The sequence below is a fragment of the Leptothrix ochracea genome, assembly GCF_041083635.1.
GTDB classification, from domain to species: domain Bacteria; phylum Pseudomonadota; class Gammaproteobacteria; order Burkholderiales; family Burkholderiaceae_C; genus Sphaerotilus; species Sphaerotilus ochraceus.
In genome coordinates, this window is sequence record NZ_JBFPHB010000015.1 from 136,294 (window position 1) to 159,073 (window position 22,780).

Here is a 22,780-nt window from a genome sequence, read left to right on the forward strand (position 1 = left end):
GCGTCAATAGCCGCCTGCTGGCCTAGGCCTGCACGGGCGGCTCGACTCAACCCCGGCGACCGAGTCGGGTGATGAGGCGCCAAGTCAGGACGACCAAGATCAGTCCTTTGACGGCGAAAAATGCACTGGAAACCCCGTGCAACAGCCCAAAGCTGAACGATCCCTGCCCCGCACGCGCCTCTTCCATCATGGGTTGAAGCCCAAAATAACCGAAGATCGTGCAGAAAAGGGCTGCAAGGATCAGCCCGAGTTCGATTGAAAAACGGGAACTGCGTCCCCAGACAGCACGCATATTGGCCTGACGGCGCTCAATCAGAAAAAGCGCCACAGCCACACCCAAAGCAGCATACGCCTCGATCCGAAACAAGGCGCCCGCCACTTGGCCGGCCAACGGACGCTCCAGCATGGCAAACAGCATGGGTGCGACCATCAGCGCCAAAATCAGGACCAAGCCAAACCAAAGAGCCGCCAACACAGCTTGGAAACGCAACAACAACACGGGCAACACGCCTTCAGCCTCAGATATAGCGAACGTTGATGATTTCGTAGCGCTTGATGCCCCCAGGAGCACGAACTTCCGCCACATCACCAGCCTCTTTGCCGATCAAAGCCCGGGCAATGGGTGAGCCAATCGAAATACGCAGCACTTTCAGATCAGCTTCGTCTTCACCGACGATTTGGTAGGTGACGGCCTCGCCGGTTTCCTCTTCTTCAAGGTCTACCGTGGAGCCAAACACCACGCGACCACCGGCATCCAAGGTGCTCGGATCAATGATCTGAGCCATCGCCAGCTTGCTTTCGACTTCGAGAATCCGTCCTTCGATGAAACCTTGTTTATCTTTGGCGGCTTCGTACTCCGCGTTTTCGGACAGATCCCCTTGGGCCCGCGCCTCGGCAATCGCATTGATCACCCAAGGACGCTCGACTGTCTTGAGTCGGTGCAACTCTTGCTTGAGCGACTCGGCGCCACGTTTGGTCAGGGGAATGGTTGCCATGATGGAATGAGGAATCCGGTTCGGATCGAGGTTCGAATGCGTGGAATAAAAAGAACCGCCACCGGCTCCAACGATCTCGATGGAGCCAGCGGCGGTGGGTTGCCGCCAAAAAAGCGCGCAGTTTAGATCAGCTCAGCGTGCATTTCTTGCAAGGACAGGACCGACAGACCCGCTTGGTGCTTCAGAGCCTCCGTGGCCGCTTCACAGCCTGCCATGGTGGTGTAGTAGGTCACCCGATTGGCCAGCGCAGCCGTACGGATGTAGCGCGAATCCGCAATGGCCATACGGGTTTCATCCACAGTGGTGAAAACCAACTGAATTTCGCCCGCCTTGATCAGGTCAGCGATATGCGGTCGCCCTTCCTTGATCTTGTGCACCACCTTGACCGGCACCCCACCCGCAGCGATGGCTGCGGCCGTACCCTTGGTCGCCACGATGGTGAAGCCCAACGCATGCAGATCACGCGCCACACCCACGGCGCGTTCGTGATCGCTGGCCTTGACCGTGATCACCACCGTACCCTTGGTCGGCAAACGGGAACCCGCACCAAGCTGGCTCTTGAGCATCGCCTCGCCGAAAGTACGGCCCGCGCCCATCACTTCGCCCGTGGAACGCATTTCCGGGCCAAGGATCGGATCCACGCCAGGGAACTTGTTGAACGGAAAGACGGCTTCCTTGACGCTGAAATAGGGCGGAATCACTTCGTGCGGCGGCTTGCCATCGAGACCACGTTGCTCAGAAAGCAGCTGCCCGGCCATGCAACGCGCTGCGATCTTGGCCAGCGGCTGACCCGTCGCCTTGGAAACAAACGGCACCGTGCGCGAGGCACGTGGGTTCACTTCAAGCACGTAGACCGTGCACGCATCCAGCGAGCCGGTCACATCGCCTTGGATGGCGAACTGCACGTTCATCAACCCCACCACCTTCAAGGCCTTGGCCATGAGGATGGTCTGGCGACGCAGCTCGTCTTGCAGCACCTTGGACAAGGTGTAGGGCGGCAGTGAGCAGGCCGAGTCACCCGAGTGAACGCCAGCTTGCTCGATGTGCTCCATGATCCCGCCGATCATGACGCCGTCTTCGCGATCGCTGCCGTCGCTGATGCAGTCCATATCGACTTCAACGGCGTCGTCCAAGAAGCGGTCCAACAACACGGGCGACTTCTCGCTGACGCGCACCGCTTCGCGCATGTAGCGCTCCAGATCCTTGTCGCCGTGGACGATTTCCATCGCCCGGCCGCCCAACACGTAGCTCGGGCGCACCACCAGCGGATAGCCGATTTCGTTGGCCAGCGCAAGGGCGGCGTCTTCGGTTCGGGCCGTGCGATTCGGCGGCTGCTTAAGACCCAGCGTGTGCAGCAATTGCTGGAAACGCTCGCGGTCTTCAGCGATGTCGATCGAATCGGGGCTGGTGCCGATGATCGGCACGCCATTGGCTTCCAAGTCCAGCGCCAGCTTGAGCGGCGTTTGACCACCGTACTGCACGATCACACCAACCGGACGCTCCTTATCGACGATCTCCAGCACGTCTTCGAGCGTCACCGGCTCAAAGTAGAGGCGATCGGAGGTGTCGTAGTCGGTCGAAACCGTTTCCGGGTTGCAGTTGACCATGATGGTCTCAAAACCATCCTCGCGCATGGCGAGTGCAGCGTGGACGCAGCAGTAGTCGAACTCAATGCCTTGGCCGATACGGTTCGGACCACCGCCCAGCACCATGATCTTTTTCTTGGTGGTCGGTTCAGCTTCGCATTCACCGTCTGCGTTCTCGTAGCACGAGTACAGATACGCCGTCTGGGTCGAGAACTCAGCCGCGCAGGTATCGACCCGCTTGTAAACCGGTCGCACGCCTAATGCGTGGCGCGCACGGCGCACATCGTGCTGATTGGTGCCCATCAGTTTGGCCAAACGGCGATCCGAGAAGCCCTTCTTCTTCAGATAGCGCATCTCGGTGGCAGACAAGGTCGCGATCGTGCGGCCCTTGAGCTGAGTTTCGGTGGCGATGAGGTCTTCAATCTGCGCCAAGAACCACGGATCAATCGCGGTTTCTTCGAAGATTTCATCCAGCGTCATGCCGATGCGGAAGGCGTCGCCCACGAACAAGATGCGCTCGGGACCCGCTTCGCCGATCTCTTCGATGATTTCATCTCGATCGGTCGAACGTTCGGTCAAGCCATCGATGCCGGTTTCCAAACCACGCAGAGCCTTTTGGAACGACTCTTGGAAAGTGCGGCCCATGGCCATCACTTCGCCCACCGACTTCATCTGCGTCGTCAGGTGCGGATCGGCCTCGCGGAACTTCTCGAAGGCGAAACGCGGAATCTTGGTCACGACATAGTCGATCGACGGCTCGAACGACGCGGGCGTGGCGCCGCCGGTGATGTCGTTCTTCAACTCGTCGAGCGTGTAGCCCACGGCCAGTTTGGCGGCGATCTTGGCAATCGGGAAACCCGTGGCCTTGGAAGCCAAGGCCGATGAGCGCGACACGCGCGGATTCATCTCGATGACGACCATGCGGCCGTCCTTCGGGTTGATCGAGAACTGCACATTCGAGCCGCCCGTATCGACGCCGATTTCGCGCAAGATGGCGATCGAGGCATTGCGCAGCAGCTGGTATTCGCGATCGGTCAGCGTCTGAGCCGGGGCCACGGTGATCGAGTCACCCGTGTGAATGCCCATCGGGTCGAGATTTTCGATCGAGCAAACGATGATGCAGTTGTCCGCCTTGTCGCGAACCACTTCCATCTCGTACTCTTTCCAGCCAATCAGCGATTCTTCAATCAGCAACTCGTTGGTGGGCGAAAGATCGATACCGCGCTTGCAGATTTCTTCGAACTCTTCCGGGTTGTAGGCGATACCACCCCCGGTGCCACCGAGCGTGAAGCTGGGACGAATCACCATCGGAAAGCCGGAGCCACCGATATCGGCTTGGATGCTTTTTTGCACGGCCCAAGCTTCTTCGAGCGTATGCGCGATGCCCGACTTGGCCGAGCCCAGCCCGATGCTGGTCATCGCGTCCTTGAACTTCAGACGGTCTTCGGCCTTTTCGATCGCATGCTCGTTGGCCCCGATCATCTCAACGCCGTACTTGGCCAACACGCCGTGCTTGTGCAGGTCGAGCGCGCAGTTGAGCGCCGTCTGCCCGCCCATGGTGGGCAACACGGCATCGGGACGCTCCTTGGCGATGATCTTCTCGACCACCTGCCAAGTGATCGGCTCGATGTACGTCACATCGGCCGTGGCCGGGTCGGTCATGATCGTGGCCGGGTTCGAATTGACCAAGATGACCTTGTAGCCTTCTTCGCGCAGCGCCTTGCAGGCTTGGGCACCCGAATAGTCGAACTCGCAGGCTTGGCCAATGATGATCGGGCCGGCACCAATGATGAGGATGGATTTCAGGTCGCTGCGCTTAGGCATTCTTCTTCTCCGCTTTCTTCTGGGTCATGAGCGCAGTGAAACGGTCAAACAGGTAGGCGATGTCGTGCGGTCCCGGCGAGGCTTCCGGGTGACCTTGGAAGCAAAACGCCGGCTTGTCGGTGCGGGCCAAGCCTTGCAAGGTGCCATCAAACAAGCTGATGTGCGTCGGGCGCAGGTTGGCGGGGAGCGAATCAGCATCCACCGCAAAACCGTGGTTCTGGCTGGTGATCGACACCCGCCCGTTATCCAGATCCTTCACCGGATGGTTCGCACCGTGATGGCCGAACTTCATCTTGAAGGTTTTGGCACCACTGGCAAGTGCCATGATCTGGTGCCCCAAGCAGATGCCAAAGGTCGGAATACCGGTTTCAATCAGCTCAGCAGCCGCCTTGATGGCGTAGTCGCAAGGCTGCGGATCGCCTGGGCCGTTGCTCAAGAAAATGCCGTCCGGCGTCAGAGCGAGCACATCAGCGGCCGGGGTCTTGGCGGGCACCACGGTGACCTTGCAGCCGCGCTCGGCCAGCATGCGCAAAATGTTGCGCTTGACGCCAAAGTCATACGCCACCACATGGAAAACAGGATGCGTGACTTGGCCGAAACCCGGCTTGCCGTCGCTGGCGAAAAGCTGCCACTCTGTCTCAAGCCACACTTCCGGGGCTGTGCGTGTCACGACTTGGGCCAGATCTTGGCCGGCCATGTTGGGTGCTTGACGGGCCAAGGCGATCGCTTCGTCAATCTGCACTTGGGTGATCACCGTGCCGACAGGGAAGGCAACGATGCAACCGTTCTGTGCTCCGGTGGTACGCAGCAAACGTGTCAGCTTGCGGGTATCGATATCCGCAATGGCCACAGTCCCGGCTTGCACCAAGTACTCAGACAGGGTCTGGGTCTGGCGGAAGTTGGAAGAACGGATAGGCAGATCTTTGATGATCAAACCAGCGGCATGGACTTTCAAAGCCTCGACATCCTGAGCATTGACACCGTAGTTGCCGATGTGCGGATACGTGAGGGTCACGATCTGCCGGCAATAGCTCGGGTCAGTGAGGATTTCTTGGTAGCCGGTCAGGGCGGTGTTGAACACCACTTCCCCGACCGTTTGACCGGCAGCGCCGATCGAGATGCCTTGAAAGACCGTGCCGTCTGCAAGAGCGAGAAGAGCAGGAGGCAAGACTGGCAGCACGGGTGGACTCCGATATTGGATGCGCACCTAGCTCAACTCGGCTCGCACGTGTCGAGCGTTGCCCAGCATGAGACAGTGAGAAGTTCGCTAGGTGGCGTATTTTTGGGGTAAACCCGTTAATTATAGTCGGACGCTTGCGCTTAGCCATTGAAGCCGCACCAGATGCCCCACATATGGGCGGCATCCGTACCCCTTGCGGGAACCCTCATGGCAGCCTAAGGCGACGGAACTTAGAATCGCGCTCACGGGTTCTGCCCCCCCTGTTTCTTCTGGTGCATTGCAACCTTGCTTTCGGAGACCCTCATGAACGACAACTACCAAGCCGTCCAAGCCGACTATGGCTTCAGTGTTCCCAGCCTCGCTGAGCGCAACCGTGTGCTGCGCAACACCTATTTGCTGCTGGCAGTGTCCCTCATCCCCACCGCCCTCGGGGCTTGGATCGGTGTCACCACTGGGGTGATCGCCGCCATGGGCATGATGATGTCGCTGGTATTTTTCATGGCCGGCTCCTTTGCCTTCATGTATGCCATCGAAAAAACCAAGGAATCTGGCACAGGCGTGGCGGTGCTGCTGGCTTTCACCTTCTTCATGGGCCTGATGCTGTCGCGCCTGCTTTCGGCGGTACTGGGCTTTAAGAACGGTGGCTCGCTGATCATGCTGGCCTTTGGGGGCACGGCGGGGGTCTTCTTTGCGATGGCTTCTTTGGCTTCGGTCATCAAGCGCGACCTGTCGAACATGGGCAAGTTCCTGTTCATCGGCACGATCGTCCTTTTGGCTGCCGGCTTGGTGAACATCTTCGTTCAGTCCAGCGCCATGATGATCGCCCTGTCAGTGATGGCTGTGGCCATCTTCTCGGGCTTCTTGCTGTTTGAGATCAAACGAGTGGTCGATGGCGGCGAAACCAATTACATCGCAGCCACCACCGCGATCTATCTCGACATCTTCAACATCTTCCAGAACCTGCTGGCCTTGTTGGGTGTGTTCGGCGGTGAACGCGACTGATCTCATCTCTGCCACGTTCAACAAAAAGGGCCCCGCGGGGCCCTTTTTCATGCTGTTCACTTAAAAACCAGGGTCGTCATAGCTGCCGGGTGCCAAGTTTTCAAACTTGGTCAGTGGCTTCATGAACGCCAGTTTGACGGTCCCGACTGGGCCGTTACGCTGCTTGCCAATGATGATCTCCGCCACGCCCGGCTCCTTCGACTCCTTGTTGTAGTAGTCGTCACGGTAGATGAACATGATGACGTCTGCATCCTGCTCAATCGCGCCCGATTCGCGCAAGTCACTCATCATCGGCCGCTTGTCGGTGCGGGTTTCGACCGAGCGATTGAGCTGCGAAAGCGCCATCACCGGGCATTGCAATTCTTTGGCCAAGGCCTTCAGGCCGCGCGAGATTTCACTGATTTCGGTTGCACGGTTTTCACCGTTGCTGCTGTTGGTGCCGCTCATCAACTGCAAGTAGTCCACGATGATCAGACCCAACTTGCCGCACTGGCGCGCCTGCCGCCGCGCCCGAGCCCGCAGTTCAGCCGGATTCAAAGCGGGGGTCTCGTCAATAAAGATGCTGGCGTTGCGCAGCTGATCCACCGCCTCCGACAAGCGCCCCCACTCGTCGTCACGCAAAGCCCCGGTGCGCAAGTGCTGTTGGTCAATCCGCCCCAACGAGCCGACCACCCGCAGCGCCAACTGCGACGCCCCCATTTCCATCGAGAACACCACCACCGGCAACTGCTCCTTGACCGCCACGTGCTCACCGATGTTCAACGCAAAGGCCGTGTTGTGCGTCACCACATCTTGATCGGTGATGTAAAGCCGATCCGGATGACTCACCGCGATGCACTGGCACGCTGTGCGGCGGGTCGGCTCAATCGACGTGATAGTCAGACGTTTTTGACGCTCCCATATCTCCGGTGCCCTAGCCTGTTTCTCAGACAGGAGAAACAAACTGCGCGGCTCAGGGTGCGAAATATGGCAAACATAAGCGGGAAGGCCAGCAAGACGCATCCCAGCAACATCGCGGTAGTGCGGCTGCTTGACAGAAGTTGAGCACCATCCACCCAACGAACGCACCAGCTCGGTCACATCCGCTGCCAACTGGCGACTTGCCGTTGAAAAACGAACGCTCCCCCAGCTCTCAACCCAACCATCGGTATCGAGCAGCCCGCGTAACACATCAAGCCGTGCGGCTTTATGGGCATGCAGATAGAGCTTGGGAACGAACTTTTCATCACTGGCCAGACCGGAAATTTGCAAGGTCTCCAGTGCTGTGCGCAGCGGATTCGCTTGAGTCCCTCGTACACCGAGAACATGCCCCCTGTCTTCTCGAACAATGCGGTAGTCATAGCGATCAGCATGGGTCACAGCCATACCGTCACCGACCCTCGCTTCCAGTTCAGCCAGTAGTTGGGGGGCTGCGGTCGAGAACCGCACGCTCCCTGTACCTGTCAAACAACCATCTCCGAGCAAGGCCCCCAAAACCCAAGGGTCCACCGGCAACGGCTCATGGTGACCAAAATCACCGCTGGCACGATCAATCCAAAGACGCCCTTGATGGCGCTGGCACTGCAAAAGCTGCATCAGTGCAGTCGTCGAGACAACGCGGGCGGTTTTCCAGTGCCGTGAATGGATGCGCCACAGATGCTCGGCGCAACATTCCGTGCTGCGCCCATCAGAGAAAGTGATGCGATAAACCTGACGCTCACCTTGTGGATAAACACCCGCCACGATGGACGAGCGGCCATCCACAGAGGCCAGAGCATCGCCCACCGCCAACTCACCCATGGCCTTCCATCCGGTCAAAGTCCGAACACGGGCATCCAAAGGCTGTGCTTTCCCCATCGACGGCCGAGCGGCCAAGATGATCAGGTCGCCGGGTTGGAGTCCGGCGGTCATGCGGTCGAGGTCGAAAAAGCCACAGGGCACGCCGGTGACGTCGCCCGCGCCGTTTTCAGCCAATTCTTGAACCCGGTCGATCAGCTGAACCACCAAGTTATCCATCGACTGGAAGCCCTGCTTGTTGCGCGAGCCCTCTTCACCGATGCGAAAAATCTTGCCTTCGGCCTCGTCGAGGATGGTGGAGACCGTCCGGCCTTGGGGATTGAAGGCGTTGGTCGCAATTTCGTCGCTGGCTTCGACAAGTTTGCGCAGGATCGAGCGCTCACGCACGATTTCAGCGTAGCGGCGCAGGTTGGCAGCACTCGGCACACTCTGCGCCAGCGCGTTGAGATAGGGCAAACCGCCCACCGCATCGGCCTTGCCAAGGTTTTGCAGCTGCTCGTGCACCGTGATGACGTCGGCTGGCTTACTGGCACCCACCAAAGCGCCAATGGCGGCATAAATCAGCTTGTGCTCGTAGCGATAGAAATCGTGATCACTGAGCAGATCACCGGCCCGGTCCCAAGCGCTGTTGTCGATCAGCAGGCCGCCCAGCACACTTTGCTCAGCCTCAATCGATTGGGGCGGCACCCTCAAGCGGGCGACATCAGCGTCTTTCTGACGCCCCTGTGGCCCCTGTGCGGAGTACGCCGCAGGTAGATCGGGAAGATCAGAGTCCATGAGCCAAGCAACCCCACACAACAAAGCCGAGAAGAAAAAAGGCCGACTTGCGTCGGCCTTTCAGCGGATCGAGATCGTTGATCGATCCATCGGAAGCGATCAGGCGGTTTCGCCGACCACTGCCAAAGTGATGTCCACAACGACATCGGTATGCAACACCACCGAAGCGGTGGATTCACCCACGGTCTTCAGGTGAGCATTGGCCAGACGCACTTGGGTCTTGGCCACGTCAAAGCCCTGGGCCTTGAGGGAGGCTGCCACGTCAGCGGTGGTGACGGAACCGAACAAACGGCCATCCACACCCGCCTTTTGCGTGATGACCACGCGCAGGCCGGCAATCTTTTCGCCCAGCGCTTGAGCAGCAGCGATGCGCTCAGCTTGGACGCGTTCGATTTCAGCGCGCTTGGCTTCGAATTCCTGGATCGCAGCGGCCGTGGCGCGACGAGCGGCACGGGTCGGGATCAGGAAGTTGCGAGCGTAGCCGTCCTTGACCTTGACGACATCACCGAGGTTGCCGAGGTTGGCAACTTTTTCGAGCAGGATCACTTGCATCGTGTTTCTCCTCAGACCTTGTGCTGGTCGGAATACGGCAGCATGGCCAGGAAGCGCGCGCGCTTGATCGCGACCGTCAGCTGACGCTGGAAGATCGCACGGGTGCCGGTCAGACGAGCCGGGGTGATCTTGCCGTTTTCGCCGACGAAATCACGCAAGGTGTCGATGTCTTTGTAGTCGATTTGTTCGACGCCAGCGACGGTGAAGCGGCAGAAGCGCTTGCGCTTGAACAGCAGCGATTGCTGATTGCGCGGTGTGCGCTTGTTCTTGCGATCTTTGGAGAACCGGGAACGTGGGGGTGCCATGTGGGACCTCGTTAATTCGAATCTGAGAGAACTGGAACGTTGTCGATACCGTCGATCTGACGCACATGCAACATCACTCCGCGACCGTTGCGCTGCTTGGCCAAGAAGCCACTGAACCGGGCTGCGGCACCGATTTCCATCCGATGGAGGGTGGTTACGGTGTCACCAAGGGCGGTTGCGTGGAGCTCAAAGGAGACCGTTCGCAAAACACCGTTGTGCTCGGTGGGCCCGCTATGGGCCAGCTTGACATCCAGCGCAGGCAAGCCTGCCGGGGTGTAGCGCAAGGACGCGCGCTCGACCAATTGAGCCGTCAACACCACCTGATTCACAGGTTTACAGGCGGGACGACTCACGGCCAAGTGATGCGCATCACGTCATCACCACGCCATCAAGCGTTGGCTTCTTGGGGCACTTTGCGAGCGTCTTCCTTCTCGACGCGGCGCATCATGACGGACGGACCGGTCTCGGCCTTGTCCTTCTTGACCGTCAAATGGCGCAACACGGCGTCATTGAAACGGAAGCCGGTTTCGAGTTCAGCCAAGGTTTCCTTGGTGCATTCGATGTTGACCAGCAAGTAGTGCGCCTTGGCCAGCTTGTTGATCAGGTAAGCCAATTGCAGGCGGCCCCAATCTTCCACGCGATGGACTTGACCGCCCGCCGTCGTGATCAAGCCCTTGTAGCGCTCCAGCATGGCCGGCACTTGTTCGCTCTGATCCGGATGAACCAGAAGAATGATTTCGTAATGACGCATAAACACTCCTTACGGTTTCCCGAGCGGAACATTCCGATCGAGAAGCCACCCTGTCGCATCACACTGACAGGTGCGGCAATGGAAAACCGGCGATTATAGCTTGGTGCCAAATCCACGATGTTCCCGCTTGGACTCGGCGCTTCAACCCGGGCCACTCACACCCTCCAGATGGCCGTTGGCGACATCCGGATGCAGGTGGTCGCATCGGTCTGGACCCCAAGCGAGGCGACGGAGATCATCAAGGCCATGTCCTTAGCCCTTTAAGCTTCGACGCAAGGAGCCCCAGCGTGAAAACCCATCGCCCGATCCTGATTGGACCTCGCCGTCTCGTGATCACCGCAGCACTGCTTGGCAGTAGTCTGCTGCTGAGCACAGCCCCCCCACGCACCCATGCCGCTGAACCGCAAGCCGTGACGTCATCCACGGAGGCGCTCTTGGCCGACTTTGTGCGTGCTTCAGAAGGTGATTCAGCGCTCATTGAGCCGACCGCCCACGCTTTGAGGCAACTCAGTCAGAAATACCCGAGCGATGTGGTCTTGATGGCTTATGCCGGCTCGGCCACCGCCATGCGCGCCACCACCACCTTCTGGCCGTGGAAAAAAATGGCCTTTGCCGACGAAGGCTTGGCCATGCTGGACAAATCACTGGCCCTGCTCACCCCGGCCCATGCAGCACCCATCTACCGGGGCACACCGGCTGTGCTGGACGTCAAGTTCACCGCCGCCAACACCTTCTTGGCCCTGCCAGGCTTTTTCAACCGCAAAAATCGGGGCCTCAAACTGCTCGCAGAAGTCGCGTCCAGTCCGCTGCTCAAGAGCTCACCGCCACCTTTTCAAGCTGCGGTGCTCACAACCCAACAACGCATGCAAGGGAAGTGAGCATGGATGCCGTTCTGAGCCTGCGTGGCCTGCACAAAACCTATCGCTTGGGCCGACACACCGTGCCAGCACTGCAAGGCGTTGACTTGGATGTGTTCCCCGGCGAAATGCTCGCGCTCACCGGCCCTTCGGGCAGTGGTAAGAGCACCCTGCTGAACTTGGCCGGATTGATCGACACACCCGATGCGGGTCAGATCACCTTCAACGGCCAAGCCATGACCGGACTGAACGACACCGCTCGCACCTTGCTGCGCCGCGACGCCATCGGTTTTATCTTCCAGAGCTTCAACCTCGTGCCGGTGATGACGGTGGCCGACAACGTGGACTACCCGCTCTTTCTGGCCAAGGTGCCCGCCGCCCAGCGCCGCGAGCGGGTGCGCCAAGCCTTGGAGCGCGTGGGCTTGCAAGCGCACGCCGAGCATCTGCCCGACGCGCTCTCCGGCGGTCAGCGCCAGCGCGTGGCCATTGCCCGCGCCTTGGTGAAATGGCCCAAGCTGGTGATCGCCGATGAGCCCACCGCCAGCCTTGACAGCCACACCGCCGATCAAGTGCTGGGCTTGATGCGCGAGCTGTGCCACGCCCAAGGTGCGGCCTTTTTGATGGCCACCCACGACGCTCGCGCCGTGCGCCGCTGCGACCGTGTCATCACCTTGGAAGATGGCTTGCTGGTTGCAAATATCCACACCACCGAGGGCCAGACCGCATGAATGCCGCCTCATTCTTCCCCTTGGCTTGGCTGCGTTTTGCGTGGCTCAACACCTTGCGCAACCGTCGGCGCTCAGCCGTCACGGTCAGCATCGCAGCCCTAGGGACCGCCGCCATGTTGCTGGCTGGAGGCTTTGCCCTCTCCACTTATGAGGGACTGGCACAGATGTCGGCGCGCACCACCGGCCACCTGATCGTGGCCAAGCCTGAACAGTTTGAAAAAGATGAGGACACGCCCCTGCAACATGGCCTAGATGGCTACCCCGAGCTGCGGGCCCAGTTGCTGGCAGATGCCCAAGTGCGCAGCATCTTGCCGCGCGTCGAATTCAGCGGCTTGATCAGCAACGGCGAGAAATCCACCGTGATGATGGCCACCGGCATCGATCCGGACGCTGAATGGGCGGTCAAGGGCCCTTTCCTCAGCGTGAAGGCCGGCCATGTCCTCAGCAGCGATAAGCACGGCATGGTGATGCTGGGCGAAGCCTTGGCCCGGAGTCTCAAAGCCACACCGGGCAGCAGCCTGACCTTGCTGGCCAGCACCACCGAAGGGGCTTTGAACGCGCTGGATGTGACGGTCAAAGGCACCTTCTCGACCGGCACCCCCGAGATGGACCAGCGCTTGGTCTACATCGATGTCACCACCGCCCAAAAACTGCTGGTGACCGAGCGGGTTTCCAGCCTCGGCGTGTACCTGAACGAGATGGACGCCACCGACGCCGCCCGGCAACGCCTGCAAGCCGCCCTGCCCACGCTCAAAGTGCGCACGTGGGTGGAAGAGGCGGTGTTCTATCGCAGCGTGAAGGATCTGTACAACCGTATCTTTGGCGCGCTGGGCCTGATCATCGGTGTGATCGTGGTCTTTGTGGTCACCAATGCCATGGCCATGGCCATCATCGAACGCACCCGCGAAATCGGCACCTTGCGCGCCTTGGGCGCCCTGCCCGGCCAGTTGGTGGGCAGCTTCGCTTTGGAAGGCATGGTGCTGGGCGGCGTGGGCACCTTGCTGGGTGCGCTGCTGGCGCTGACCGTCTCGGTGGGCTTGATCCTTTTTCCGATGCAAATGCCGCCGCCCCCTGGGCGCAGCGAAGGCTATCCGCTCCTGATCACCATGGACGCTGGGCTCTATGCCGGAACCCTCATCGCCATGGTGCTGCTGGCCATGCTGACCTCGGCCTTGGTCGCGCGGCGCACCGTGGGCCGCCCGGTGGTGGATGCCCTAGCGCATGTTTGAGCCCCAAGCTCTCAAGGATCCTGACATGAACAAACGCACCTTCCTCCTGAGCTGTGTCGGTCTTGGCACCTTGATGCTCACAGCAGCTCAAGCCGCCGAGATCGATATCACCCCCCTGCTCAAAGCCGCTGACCGTTTCCGCACCGGCCAAAGCCATGTGCAAGTCGAAACGCTGGTCACCACCCAAAAATCCGACGGCAGCACCGACAAAGAACGCCGCTACACCGTGTTTGTGCAAGATCAGCACCGTTCGCTGGTGCTGATGCGCTCGCCCGCCGAGGCCGGTCAAAAAGTGCTGATGCTGGGCGATGACTTTTGGCTGCTGATGCCCGGCAGCCAACGGCCGATGCGCATCACGCCGTCGCAAAAACTGTTGGGCGATGCCTCCACCGGCGACATCGCCACCCTCAACTGGTCCGAGGACTACGGCGGCACCTTGGTGGGTGAAGAGCCTTGCGAGGCCAGCCCCGTCGAAAGCACCCCGCCGCGCGGTTGCCAGCACCTCACGCTCAGCGCCATCCGCAAAGGGGTGAGCTACCAGCGCATCGAGCTGTGGCTGGGAAAGATCAAGCATGAGCCGGTGCGCGCCGACCTCTATGTGCAAAGTGAAAAACTGGCCAAGCAAGCCCGTTTTGTGCTGAACAAAGCCGGCACCGAAGTGGACGAAATGCAGCTACAAGACCGCTTAAGCACCCACAAGCTCACCCGCATCCAGTACCTAGAACGCCGGGGCAAACAGGTGCCGGCAACGTGGCTCAACCCCATGTTCTTGGCCCACAACCCCAGCCTTGAAGAGTAAGCAACCATGCGATGGCACTTTGGCTGGATTCAGAGGATGGGCCTCGGGATGGGGATCGGATGGGGCCTTCTGGGTGGGTTCATCCCCGCCCATGCGCAGACCACCCCGGATTTCAAAGACATCGGCGGTGAGCTACGCGTGCTGCACACCACCACCGACAGTCATGACCCCCATGACACCCGCACCGTGGGCGAGGCCGAGCTGCGCGCCAGCTGGCGCTGGATGCATGCCAATGCACTTGTGAGTGACTCCAGGGCGCGGTTCAACGAACTGCACGCTGGCGCTGATCTGGGGGCATGGCAGCTGAGTGCGGGCAAAAAAATCGTCAGCTGGGACGTGGGCTACGGCTTTCGACCCAACGATGTGGTGCAGCAGGAAGTGCGCCGCAGCCTGTTGATCACCACCCTCGAAGGCCGCCCGCTCCTGCAAGCCGAACACTTTGGAGCTGAACAATCGACCAGCATGGTGTGGGTGCAGCCCCAACAGCTCCACGAACCCCCAGAGCGCCAACGCGGCCCCCAAGAAAGTGCCTTGGCCCTGCACCATTACCTGCACCAAGGCGCACTGGATCTGCATGGCTTTGCGCGTCTAGGCCAGCACACCGGCACGAGCTTGGGCGCTGCGGCCGCTTGGATCGCCACCGACACCTTGGAACTGCACGCCAGTGGTCGCTGGTTAGAACGCTTTGATGTGCTGGTCGGCCCCCCGCCCTCCTTGCCATCCCATGCCACCACACAGGTGCTGGTGGGCGCACAGTGGACCGGCGATCAGCAGCAAAGCCTGCTGGTCGAAGCTTGGCATGACGGCACGGCCCCCGACGTCCTGCAAGCCAGGGACAACTTTTACGCCCGGCTCGCTTGGCAAGTCGAAGACTGGCAACTCAGCCTCGACGCCCTCCAGCAAACTGCGGACCGCAGCCTCATCACCAGCGCCGGCCTTCAATGGCAGGGCAACATGTGGAAAGTGAACCTCGCTTGGCGACACTACGGCGGACCCACCGGCGCGGTGGTTCTCCAGCAACCGAGCCAACACCTCGGCTTGCTGGCGCTGACCCGGGCTTTTTAAGAGTGACCTCCTATGCACAACCCCTCTGTGATCAGTCCCCTTGACCTTCCTTGGGTGATCCTTGTTCATCTGATGTTGGCTGTTGGCGCTCTGTTGCTCGGGCCCTTCACTTTGCGCGCTCGCAAGGGCTCGGGCCTACACCGCAGCTCAGGCTACGTTTGGATCATGTTGATGTTGGGAGCCGCGCTATCAAGCGCCTTCATCCGCGATCGCCATCTGCCCAACATCGCGGGCTACACCCCCATCCATGTACTGACCGTGCTGACCTTGGTGGGTGTCAGCAGTGGGTTGTGGCACATCCGACAACGGCGAATCACCGCACACCGCCAAACCATGTGGCGTGTCTACCTGAGCGGCTGCATCGGTGCTGGCGCCTTCACCCTGCTGCCCGGGCGTTACTTGGGCAACTTACTCTGGCATCACACGTTGGGATGGGTTTGAATGTGACGATGGTTCCGATGAACATACCCACCTTGATGAGACCCTTGGCCCTCGGCAAGATGATTGTCATCACCGAGCTGATCTGCTTGGCGATCGCCCTTTTGCTCAGCTTGATCGGTGGTGATGGTTGGATCAACTTGATCTACTCGCTCATCATCGGCAACCTGAGTTCGCTGTTCATCAACGGTGGACGCTGGGGCGTCTCCATGTGGCTTTTGCATGGCAAGAAGCACACGCCGCAGGCCGAGCTGATCAACGGCTGGCCGGGCTGGCGCTGGGTGATTCCCTTGGTGGTGGTCGGCAGTTTGCTGGGCTATGCGCTCGGCAGTTGGCTGGCCGCAGAACTCACCGATCACGTCGGCGACATGCCCACCGGCCAGAGCTGGCAAGGCTGGTTGGCGATTTTGCTCATTTCGACCGGCGCGTCGCTCGGCGTGACATGGCTGTTTTTTACCCGAGCCAGCATGGCAGCCAGCCAAGCCGCTGCCGAAGCCGCCGCCCGCACGGCCGCCCAAACGCAGCTGCGCCTGCTGCAAAGTCAGCTTGAGCCGCACATGCTGTTCAATACCTTGGCCAATTTGCGCGCCTTGATCGGGGTGGATGCCGAACGCGCTCAGCAGATGCTGGATCAGCTCATCGACTTTCTGCGCGCCACCCTCAGCGCCAGCCAAGCCAGCCTGCATCCCCTCCAAGCCGAATTTGACCGGGTGGCCGATTACCTCGCCCTGATGCAGGTGCGCATGGGCTCACGCCTGAGCGTGACGCTGGACTTGCCCCCTGAACTGGCCACGCAGCCTGTACCGCCGTTGTTGCTGCAACCCTTGGTGGAAAACGCCATCAAACACGGCTTGGAGCCCCAACGCCGAGGCGGCCACATTGGTCTAAGCGCCCAGATCGTCAACGATCAGCTGCACTTATGCGTGGAAGATACCGGCCAAGGTTTAGGCCGAGGCTCCAGCACCACCGACGGCGGCTTTGGCACCACCTTGGTCCGTGAGCGACTGCAAACCCTTTATGGCGATCAAGCCCATTTTGAATTGCAGCGGGTGCACGCGACCGAGGGCCACCCCCATGAAGCCCGCACCCGAGCCACGGTGACTTTGCCCCTTGAGTCGCCCGGACCAGCCCATGCCATGCCATGACACCATGACGACAACGCACCCCACCGCCTTGATCGCAGAAGACGAACCTCTGCTCGCTCAAGCCCTTGCCATGGATTTGCTGGGCACTTGGCCCGAGCTACGGCTCTTGGCCCCAGCCCACGACGGCGACGAAGCCTTGGAGCGCGCTTTGACGCAGCAGCCCGATGTGCTTTTTCTCGACATCCGCATGCCCGGTCGCAGCGGGCTGGAGGTGGCTCAGACGATCGTGGAAGATTGGCCCACCGCCGCTGTTCTGCCGCTGATCGTCTTTGTCACCGCCTACGACCAATACGCGGTGCAGGCTTTTGAAGCCAGCGCGGTGGACTATGTGTTGAAGCCCGTGCAACCCGCCCGACTGGCCACCACGTGCCAGCGCTTGCGCCATCTTCTGAGCCAACGTGGGGGTGGTGTGGGGGAGGATGCTTTGCTGCAACAGCTGCGCCAGCTGCTGACCCAACCGGCCCCGGCCAGCGAGCGTCTGAGCGTGATCCAAGTCAGCAGCGGCAACGCCATTCATTTGGTGCCAGTGGATGAGGTGATCTATTTCGAAGCCGCCGACAAATACATCCGGGTGATCACGGCCGAACGCGAATGGCTGATCCGCACCGCTTTGCGTGATCTCTTGGCCCAGCTTGATCCCGCGCTGTTTTGGCAGGTGCATCGTGGCACGGTGGTGCGCGCCAGCCAGATCGCTCAAGCGGTGCGGGATGAATCAGGCCGACTGATCCTGAGCCTGCGCCAACGTCCCGAAAAACTGGCCGTCAGTCGGCTCTACACCGGACGATTCAAAGGGATGTGAGCATCGCCGTTCACTGTTCAGGACGCATCGGCGGGCGGCTCTTGATAGCGCAACCCTTCGGAGGGTTGACGCAGCCGCGCCAGCACCGCCAGCTCGTGCCGCCCCGGTGGGTGATCCCACCAGCTCACCAGCACCAGCACCAAGCACCCCACCGGCACCCCAAAGATCGCTGCCGCCATGGGTTCGACATCCCACCAGCGACAGTCAGCCACCGGGCGGGTGATGCCCAACAAAGTGCGCAAAGCCTCGTGGGTGGTGGCCATGTAATAGAAACAGGTCACCAAACCGGCAGCCATGGCTGCGGAGGCCCCTCGACGGGTGGCTCGGGCCCAGAAAATGCCCACCACCAACGCCGGGAAGAAGGCCGAGGCTGCGATCGAGAAGGCGGCGGCCACAAATTGCAAGATGTCGGCAAAGTGCAACGAGGCAATGAACGCCGCAAAAAGCGCGACCACCAACACCAAGAACTTGGAAAGCATCACCCGTCGCAAGGGCGGTGCATGCGGGTGAATCAAGCGGTGATAGATGTCGTGCGAAAGCACATTCGAGATACTGAGTAGCAATCCATCGGCCGTGGAGAGGGCGGCGGCCAACGCGCCCGCCGCGACCAAATAGGTCACCACCAACGGTAAACCACCAATCTCGGGTGCCGCCAGCACGATCAGATCGCCCCCCAGATGCAGCTCCGCCAACTGCAAGAGGCCATCGCCGTTGATGTCCTCAACCGACACCAAGCTCGGATCAATGCGCGCCCAGCGCCTGATCCAGCTCGGCAAGTCTTCAAAAGGCGTGCCCACCAGATGGGTGAAGACTTCAGCCTTGATCATCACCGCCAACACCGGTGTCGCCAGATAAAGCAAGGCAATGAAAAACAACGACCACGCCACTGAACGCCGCGCCTCCGACACCGTGGGGGTGGTCAGAAAACGGGTCAACACATGCGGCATGGCCGCAGTGCCTAGCATCAAGCACAACATCAGCGCCACAAAGTTGCGTCGTTTCACCTCATAAGCGTGCTGATCAACGTCGGTCTGCGACGCAGGGTCCCCAGAGACGGCATAAGGCTGAGCTTGGGGCGGCATGCCGGCCAAGGGTTGAGCATGGGTTCGGGCGCTATCACGCTCGCGCTCATAGCGTGCCCGTGCTTCCGCTTCGGTGCGGGGACGATTGGCGTAGAGGCGCTCGGCGTGCTGTACCTGCACCTGCGGTGCATCTTGTTCGCGCAAAACGTTGGCTTGTTCAGCCCAACGAAGCGCATCCTCCTGCATGGCCAAAGGCACGTTTTGCAACTTGCGCTCGGCTTGCTCAGCTCGCTGTTGATAGTGCTGCCGCGCGGAACGCTCCGCCGGGTCATCGCGCAGAACCTTCTCCCGCGCCGTCACGTTTTGCAACGGCTGGCTGTAGCTCAGCAGGGGCAGGATGCTGTCGGTTTGCTGGATGGATAACCAAACCACCGGGGTCAGATAAGCAATGATCAAGATGATGTATTGCGCCACCTGTGTCCAAGTCACAGCCCGCATGCCCCCCAAGAAGGAGCAAATCAGCACCCCACCGAGGCCCACGAACACGCCCATCTCGAAATTGAAGCCCGTCAAGTGCGACGTGATCAGACCGACGCTATAGATCTGCACCACCAAGTAAACAAAGGACACCAAAACCGCAGCGGCCGCCCCCATCAAACGCGGCCCTTGGCCGCCGTAGCGGTGGCCCAAAAAATCGGGAATGGTGTAAATGCGCAAGCGTCGCAAATAGGGCGCCAGCAACATTGCCACCATGCAAAACCCCCCTGTCCAGCCCAAGATGTAGGCGAGGCCGTCGAAGCCTTGGAGGTAGATCACACCAGCTGTGCCGATAAAGGATGCCGCCGACATCCAGTCCGCCGCGATGGCCATGCCGTTGTAGAAGGCAGGGACGGAACGCCCGGCCACGTAGTACTCGGCTTCGTCGGTGGTGCGGCAGGCCAAGCCAATGGCGGCATAAACCACCACCGTGGCGGTCATGAACAGGCCGCCGATGCTGTTGCGCGACCAGCCCATTTCTTCAAGGGCCGTCAAGGCCACCACAAAGAAGCCCACCCCCAGCGTGAACAAGGCATAGCGCCAGTGCAACACACCCACGCGCAAGGGCGGTTGATTACGCATGTTCACCGGAGGCAGCCGAGGCGCGCTGCCGATCGCGCCGTTCGAGGCGGTCAATGTGCTCCATCAAAAGCACATCGATCACCAGAACCATCAGAAAGAAAAGAATCGCGCCGTGGGCCGACATCCAATATCCCAGCGGAAAACCGCCCACGTGCCACGCGTCCAGATCACGGGCAAACCACGGCAAAGCCACGGTGACGGTGAGCCACAACCCCAACAAACCCCACGTGGCCCGTCGAACACGGGCCCAGTAGCGCACCGAAGGGGTTGCGGTCAAAGGCATCGGCCGAGCATCACGTCCGGGCCAGCAGCTGCCATGTCTCAACCACCGTGTCGGGGTTGAGCGAGATCGAGACGATGCCTTCTTGCATGAGCCATTGGGCAAAGTCGGGATGGTCGCTGGGGCCTTGGCCGCAAATACCGATGTACTTGTCCTGGGCACGGCAAGCGGCAATGGCCTTCGAGATCAGCGCCTTGACGGCAGGATCACGCTCGTCGAAATCGTGCGCCAGCAGCTCTAGGCCTGAGTCCCGGTCCAGCCCCAAAGTGAGCTGGGTCAGATCGTTCGAACCGATCGACATGCCGTCGAAGAACTTCAGGTAGTCGTCGGCCAAGATGGCGTTGCTCGGGATCTCGCACATCATGATGACGCGCAAACCGTCGGTGCCGCCGTCAGCCGCGCGCTTCAAGCCCTGCTCGGCCAGCATGCCCACCACGCGCTCGCCTTGCTTCAAGGTGCGCACAAACGGCACCATCACTTCGACATTGGTCAGACCCATGTCGTTGCGCACGCGCTTCAAGGCCTTGCACTCCATGGCAAAAGCTTCGGCGAAGTCTTCGCTCAGGTAACGCGCCGCGCCCCGGAAACCCAGCATGGGATTCTCTTCCTCGGGCTCGTAGCGGCTACCACCGATGAGCTTGCGGTACTCGTTCGACTTGAAGTCGGACAAACGCACGATCACCGGCTTGGGCCAGAAGGCTGCGGCGATGGTGGCGATGCCTTCGGCGAGCTTATCGACGTAGAACGCGCGCGGGCTGGCGTGACCACGAGCCACCGATTCGACCGCCTTTTTCAGGTCGGGATCGACATTCGGATAGTCGAGGATGACGCGCGGATGCACGCCGATGTTGTTGTTGATGATGAATTCAAGGCGCGCCAGACCCACACCGCTGTTGGGCATTTGGCAGAAATCGAAGGCCAGCTGCGGGTTACCGACGTTCATCATCACCTTGACGGGACTCGCAGGCATCTCGCCTCGGCTGACTTCGCTGATGTCCATGTCCAGCAAGCCGTCATAGATGCGGCCGGTGTCGCCTTCCGAGCAAACCACCGTGACGAGCTGACCGTCCTTGAGCGTTTCGGTCGCATCGCCGCAACCCACCACGGCCGGGATGCCCAGTTCACGCGCAATGATGGCGGCGTGGCAGGTACGGCCACCCCGGTTGGTGACGATGGCGCTGGCGCGCTTCATCACCGGCTCCCAGTTCGGGTCGGTCATGTCGGTGACCAGCACGTCGCCGGGCTGCACGCGGTCCATCTCGGCGATCGAATCGACCAAGCGCACCGGGCCGGTGCCGATCTTTTGCCCGATGGCGCGGCCTTCAGCCAGCACCACACGGTCCGCGCCGCCCTTGAGCTTGTAGCGGTGCTCGACCTTGCCAGCGGCTTGGCTCTTCACCGTTTCAGGCCGGGCTTGCAAGATGTAGAGCAAGCCGTCGCCGCCGTCCTTGCCCCACTCGATGTCCATCGCGCGACCGTAGTGCTGCTCGATGATCAAGGCGTAGCGCGCCAGCTCCGTCACGTCCTCGTCGCTGAGCGAGTAGCGGTTGCGCAGTTCGGTCGGGGTGTCGGTGATCTTGACCAGCTTGCCGGAAGCCGCTTTCTCTTCGGGCGAAGCGAATTCCATGCGGATCAGCTTCGAGCCCAAGCTGCGGCGGATCACCGCTTGCTTGCCCGCGCGCAAAGCGTGCTTGTGGACGTAGAACTCGTCAGGGTTCACAGCGCCCTGCACCACCGTTTCGCCCAGCCCGTAGCTGGAGGTGATGAAGACCACGTCTTGGAAACCGCTTTCGGTGTCGATGGTGAACATCACACCGGCTGCGCCCAAGTCCGAACGCACCATGCGCTGAATGCCGGCCGACAAGGCCACGTCGGCATGGGCAAAGCCCTTGTGCACGCGGTAGCTGATGGCGCGGTCGTTGTAGAGGGAGGCAAACACTTCGCGGATCTTGTGCAGGATGTCGTCGATGCCGACCACATTCAGGAAAGTTTCCTGCTGACCGGCGAACGAGGCGTCCGGCAAGTCTTCGGCCGTGGCTGACGAGCGCACCGCAAACGAAGCCCCCGGATTGCCCGCAGTCAGGCGAGCAAATTCGCCACGAATGGCCGCTTCGAAATCGGCGGGGAACACAGCGTGCTCGACCCAACCCCGGATCTCCGCACCGGCCTCAGCCAGCGCGCGCACGTCTTCAATGTCGAGTGCGGCCAAACGGGCATTGATGCGATCGGTCAAACCGCTTTCGGTCAGAAAGCGCCGAAACGCGTGAGCGGTGGTGGCAAAGCCGCCGGGAACACGCACGCCTGAGGCGGCCAGTTGCGAAATCATCTCGCCGAGCGAGGCGTTCTTGCCGCCGACCGTCTCGACATCACTCATGCGCAACTGCTCAAACGGCGCCACCAAGGCGGTCGCCAAATCAACCTGGGACATCACAAACTCCATGAAGAAAAGAAAACCTGTGCGGCGCAGCGAGGCACCTGAATCGGCACCATTCTACGGGGGCAAACCTGCCGTTTCCTGTCATAGTTCTTGCCCGTTGATCGACATCCACAG

21 protein-coding genes are annotated in these 22,780 nt (G+C 60.6%); 9 read left to right on the top strand and 12 right to left on the bottom strand.

The window, feature by feature from the left end; all coding sequences use genetic code 11:
• Positions 1 to 46: 46 nt before the first annotated feature.
• The 4 genes from AB3X39_RS07265 to carA all read right to left on the bottom strand — a co-directional run bounded on the left by AB3X39_RS07265 (position 47) and on the right by carA (position 5,585).
• Entirely contained in the window at positions 47 to 508 is a 462-nt protein-coding gene (locus AB3X39_RS07265; RefSeq protein WP_369416689.1) for a DUF4149 domain-containing protein, read from the bottom strand.
• A gap of 10 nt (positions 509 to 518) precedes the next feature.
• Positions 519 to 995, bottom strand: a complete 477-nt coding sequence (gene greA / locus AB3X39_RS07270; protein WP_369416690.1) for a transcription elongation factor GreA — start codon at positions 993 to 995, stop codon at positions 519 to 521.
• Between the two features lie 122 nt (positions 996 to 1,117).
• Positions 1,118 to 4,405 carry a carbamoyl-phosphate synthase large subunit gene (gene carB, locus AB3X39_RS07275; protein ID WP_369416691.1) on the bottom strand — a complete coding sequence of 1,096 codons (3,288 nt, stop codon included), beginning with the start codon at positions 4,403 to 4,405 and terminating at the stop codon, positions 1,118 to 1,120.
• Positions 4,398 to 5,585, bottom strand: coding sequence for a glutamine-hydrolyzing carbamoyl-phosphate synthase small subunit (carA, locus tag AB3X39_RS07280; RefSeq protein WP_369416692.1), 1,188 nt, complete (start codon positions 5,583 to 5,585; stop codon positions 4,398 to 4,400). The genes carB and carA overlap by 8 nt, the downstream gene beginning before the upstream one ends.
• A gap of 303 nt (positions 5,586 to 5,888) precedes the next feature.
• Here carA and AB3X39_RS07285 point away from each other — a divergent pair, with 303 nt between their 5' ends.
• On the top strand, positions 5,889 to 6,587 hold the full coding sequence (locus tag AB3X39_RS07285) for a Bax inhibitor-1 family protein (protein WP_369416693.1): 699 nt from the start codon (positions 5,889 to 5,891) through the stop codon (positions 6,585 to 6,587).
• 60 nt (positions 6,588 to 6,647) lie between these two features.
• On the opposite strand, the gene dnaB is transcribed toward AB3X39_RS07285, so the two are convergent.
• The 5 genes from dnaB to rpsF form a co-directional block, all read right to left on the bottom strand.
• Positions 6,648 to 9,140: a replicative DNA helicase gene (gene dnaB, locus AB3X39_RS07290; RefSeq protein ID WP_369416694.1), complete on the bottom strand. Its 2,493-nt coding sequence runs from the start codon at positions 9,138 to 9,140 to the stop codon at positions 6,648 to 6,650.
• A gap of 99 nt (positions 9,141 to 9,239) precedes the next feature.
• On the bottom strand, positions 9,240 to 9,692 hold the full coding sequence (rplI, locus tag AB3X39_RS07295; protein ID WP_369416695.1) for a 50S ribosomal protein L9: 453 nt from the start codon (positions 9,690 to 9,692) through the stop codon (positions 9,240 to 9,242).
• 11 nt (positions 9,693 to 9,703) lie between these two features.
• A complete protein-coding gene (gene rpsR / locus AB3X39_RS07300) occupies positions 9,704 to 9,997 on the bottom strand; it encodes a 30S ribosomal protein S18 (protein WP_369416696.1) in 294 nt (97 codons plus the stop codon).
• A gap of 11 nt (positions 9,998 to 10,008) precedes the next feature.
• On the bottom strand, positions 10,009 to 10,350 hold the full coding sequence (priB, locus tag AB3X39_RS07305) for a primosomal replication protein N (protein WP_369416697.1): 342 nt from the start codon (positions 10,348 to 10,350) through the stop codon (positions 10,009 to 10,011).
• A 35-nt stretch (positions 10,351 to 10,385) separates the two neighbouring features.
• Positions 10,386 to 10,748 carry a 30S ribosomal protein S6 gene (rpsF, locus tag AB3X39_RS07310; protein WP_369416698.1) on the bottom strand — a complete coding sequence of 121 codons (363 nt, stop codon included), beginning with the start codon at positions 10,746 to 10,748 and terminating at the stop codon, positions 10,386 to 10,388.
• Between the two features lie 287 nt (positions 10,749 to 11,035).
• Between rpsF and AB3X39_RS07315 the strand changes: the two genes are divergently transcribed.
• From AB3X39_RS07315 to AB3X39_RS07350, 8 genes are read left to right on the top strand one after another with little or no spacing between them, the layout of a single operon-like run.
• Positions 11,036 to 11,626 (top strand): hypothetical protein, encoded by a 591-nt coding sequence (locus tag AB3X39_RS07315; protein WP_369416699.1) that lies wholly within the window; start codon positions 11,036 to 11,038, stop codon positions 11,624 to 11,626.
• 2 nt (positions 11,627 to 11,628) lie between these two features.
• Positions 11,629 to 12,333, top strand: coding sequence for an ABC transporter ATP-binding protein (locus tag AB3X39_RS07320; RefSeq protein ID WP_369416700.1), 705 nt, complete (start codon positions 11,629 to 11,631; stop codon positions 12,331 to 12,333).
• Positions 12,330 to 13,562, top strand: coding sequence for an ABC transporter permease (locus AB3X39_RS07325; protein WP_369416701.1), 1,233 nt, complete (start codon positions 12,330 to 12,332; stop codon positions 13,560 to 13,562). The genes AB3X39_RS07320 and AB3X39_RS07325 overlap by 4 nt, the downstream gene beginning before the upstream one ends.
• Before the next feature lie 25 nt (positions 13,563 to 13,587).
• Positions 13,588 to 14,361 (top strand): outer membrane lipoprotein-sorting protein, encoded by a 774-nt coding sequence (locus tag AB3X39_RS07330; RefSeq protein WP_369416702.1) that lies wholly within the window; start codon positions 13,588 to 13,590, stop codon positions 14,359 to 14,361.
• Positions 14,362 to 14,409: 48 nt separating this feature from the next.
• Positions 14,410 to 15,426 carry a hypothetical protein gene (locus tag AB3X39_RS07335; protein ID WP_369416703.1) on the top strand — a complete coding sequence of 339 codons (1,017 nt, stop codon included), beginning with the start codon at positions 14,410 to 14,412 and terminating at the stop codon, positions 15,424 to 15,426.
• A gap of 12 nt (positions 15,427 to 15,438) precedes the next feature.
• The gene (locus AB3X39_RS07340) at positions 15,439 to 15,867 is read left to right on the top strand and encodes a DUF2306 domain-containing protein (protein ID WP_369416704.1); all 429 of its coding nucleotides are present in this window, start codon (positions 15,439 to 15,441) and stop codon (positions 15,865 to 15,867) included.
• A 17-nt stretch (positions 15,868 to 15,884) separates the two neighbouring features.
• A complete protein-coding gene (locus AB3X39_RS07345) occupies positions 15,885 to 17,009 on the top strand; it encodes a sensor histidine kinase (protein WP_369416705.1) in 1,125 nt (374 codons plus the stop codon).
• A gap of 4 nt (positions 17,010 to 17,013) precedes the next feature.
• Positions 17,014 to 17,808, top strand: coding sequence for a LytR/AlgR family response regulator transcription factor (locus tag AB3X39_RS07350; protein WP_369416706.1), 795 nt, complete (start codon positions 17,014 to 17,016; stop codon positions 17,806 to 17,808).
• Positions 17,809 to 17,825: 17 nt separating this feature from the next.
• Here the strand turns inward: AB3X39_RS07350 and AB3X39_RS07355 are convergent, their stop codons facing one another.
• Genes AB3X39_RS07355 through ppsA form a run of 3 tightly spaced genes read right to left on the bottom strand, consistent with a single transcriptional unit; the run spans position 17,826 to position 22,657 of the window.
• A complete protein-coding gene (locus AB3X39_RS07355; RefSeq protein ID WP_369416707.1) occupies positions 17,826 to 19,949 on the bottom strand; it encodes a VC_2705 family sodium/solute symporter in 2,124 nt (707 codons plus the stop codon).
• On the bottom strand, positions 19,942 to 20,232 hold the full coding sequence (locus AB3X39_RS07360) for a DUF4212 domain-containing protein (RefSeq protein WP_369416708.1): 291 nt from the start codon (positions 20,230 to 20,232) through the stop codon (positions 19,942 to 19,944). Before AB3X39_RS07360 ends, AB3X39_RS07355 begins: the two co-directional genes overlap by 8 nt.
• A gap of 10 nt (positions 20,233 to 20,242) precedes the next feature.
• Positions 20,243 to 22,657: a phosphoenolpyruvate synthase gene (ppsA, locus tag AB3X39_RS07365; RefSeq protein ID WP_369416709.1), complete on the bottom strand. Its 2,415-nt coding sequence runs from the start codon at positions 22,655 to 22,657 to the stop codon at positions 20,243 to 20,245.
• Positions 22,658 to 22,780: the final 123 nt, after the last annotated feature.

Excerpts from the sequence above, each read along its gene's own strand:
- AB3X39_RS07360 (WP_369416708.1), bottom strand. The coding sequence starts at position 20,232 with ATGCCTTTGACCGCAACCCCTTCGGTGCGCTACTGGGCCCGTGTTCGA.
- AB3X39_RS07285 (WP_369416693.1), top strand. The coding sequence starts at position 5,889 with ATGAACGACAACTACCAAGCCGTCCAAGCCGACTATGGCTTCAGTGTT.
- AB3X39_RS07350 (WP_369416706.1), top strand. The coding sequence starts at position 17,014 with ATGACGACAACGCACCCCACCGCCTTGATCGCAGAAGACGAACCTCTG.
- rpsF (WP_369416698.1), bottom strand. The coding sequence starts at position 10,748 with ATGCGTCATTACGAAATCATTCTTCTGGTTCATCCGGATCAGAGCGAA.
- rpsR (WP_369416696.1), bottom strand. The coding sequence starts at position 9,997 with ATGGCACCCCCACGTTCCCGGTTCTCCAAAGATCGCAAGAACAAGCGC.
- AB3X39_RS07335 (WP_369416703.1), top strand. The coding sequence starts at position 14,410 with ATGGGGATCGGATGGGGCCTTCTGGGTGGGTTCATCCCCGCCCATGCG.
- AB3X39_RS07320 (WP_369416700.1), top strand. The coding sequence starts at position 11,629 with ATGGATGCCGTTCTGAGCCTGCGTGGCCTGCACAAAACCTATCGCTTG.
- dnaB (WP_369416694.1), bottom strand. The coding sequence starts at position 9,140 with ATGGACTCTGATCTTCCCGATCTACCTGCGGCGTACTCCGCACAGGGG.
- AB3X39_RS07325 (WP_369416701.1), top strand. The coding sequence starts at position 12,330 with ATGAATGCCGCCTCATTCTTCCCCTTGGCTTGGCTGCGTTTTGCGTGG.
- rplI (WP_369416695.1), bottom strand. The coding sequence starts at position 9,692 with ATGCAAGTGATCCTGCTCGAAAAAGTTGCCAACCTCGGCAACCTCGGT.
- ppsA (WP_369416709.1), bottom strand. The coding sequence starts at position 22,657 with ATGTCCCAGGTTGATTTGGCGACCGCCTTGGTGGCGCCGTTTGAGCAG.
- AB3X39_RS07355 (WP_369416707.1), bottom strand. The coding sequence starts at position 19,949 with ATGCGTAATCAACCGCCCTTGCGCGTGGGTGTGTTGCACTGGCGCTAT.
- AB3X39_RS07345 (WP_369416705.1), top strand. The coding sequence starts at position 15,885 with ATGAACATACCCACCTTGATGAGACCCTTGGCCCTCGGCAAGATGATT.
- AB3X39_RS07340 (WP_369416704.1), top strand. The coding sequence starts at position 15,439 with ATGCACAACCCCTCTGTGATCAGTCCCCTTGACCTTCCTTGGGTGATC.
- carB (WP_369416691.1), bottom strand. The coding sequence starts at position 4,405 with ATGCCTAAGCGCAGCGACCTGAAATCCATCCTCATCATTGGTGCCGGC.
- greA (WP_369416690.1), bottom strand. The coding sequence starts at position 995 with ATGGCAACCATTCCCCTGACCAAACGTGGCGCCGAGTCGCTCAAGCAA.
- AB3X39_RS07330 (WP_369416702.1), top strand. The coding sequence starts at position 13,588 with ATGAACAAACGCACCTTCCTCCTGAGCTGTGTCGGTCTTGGCACCTTG.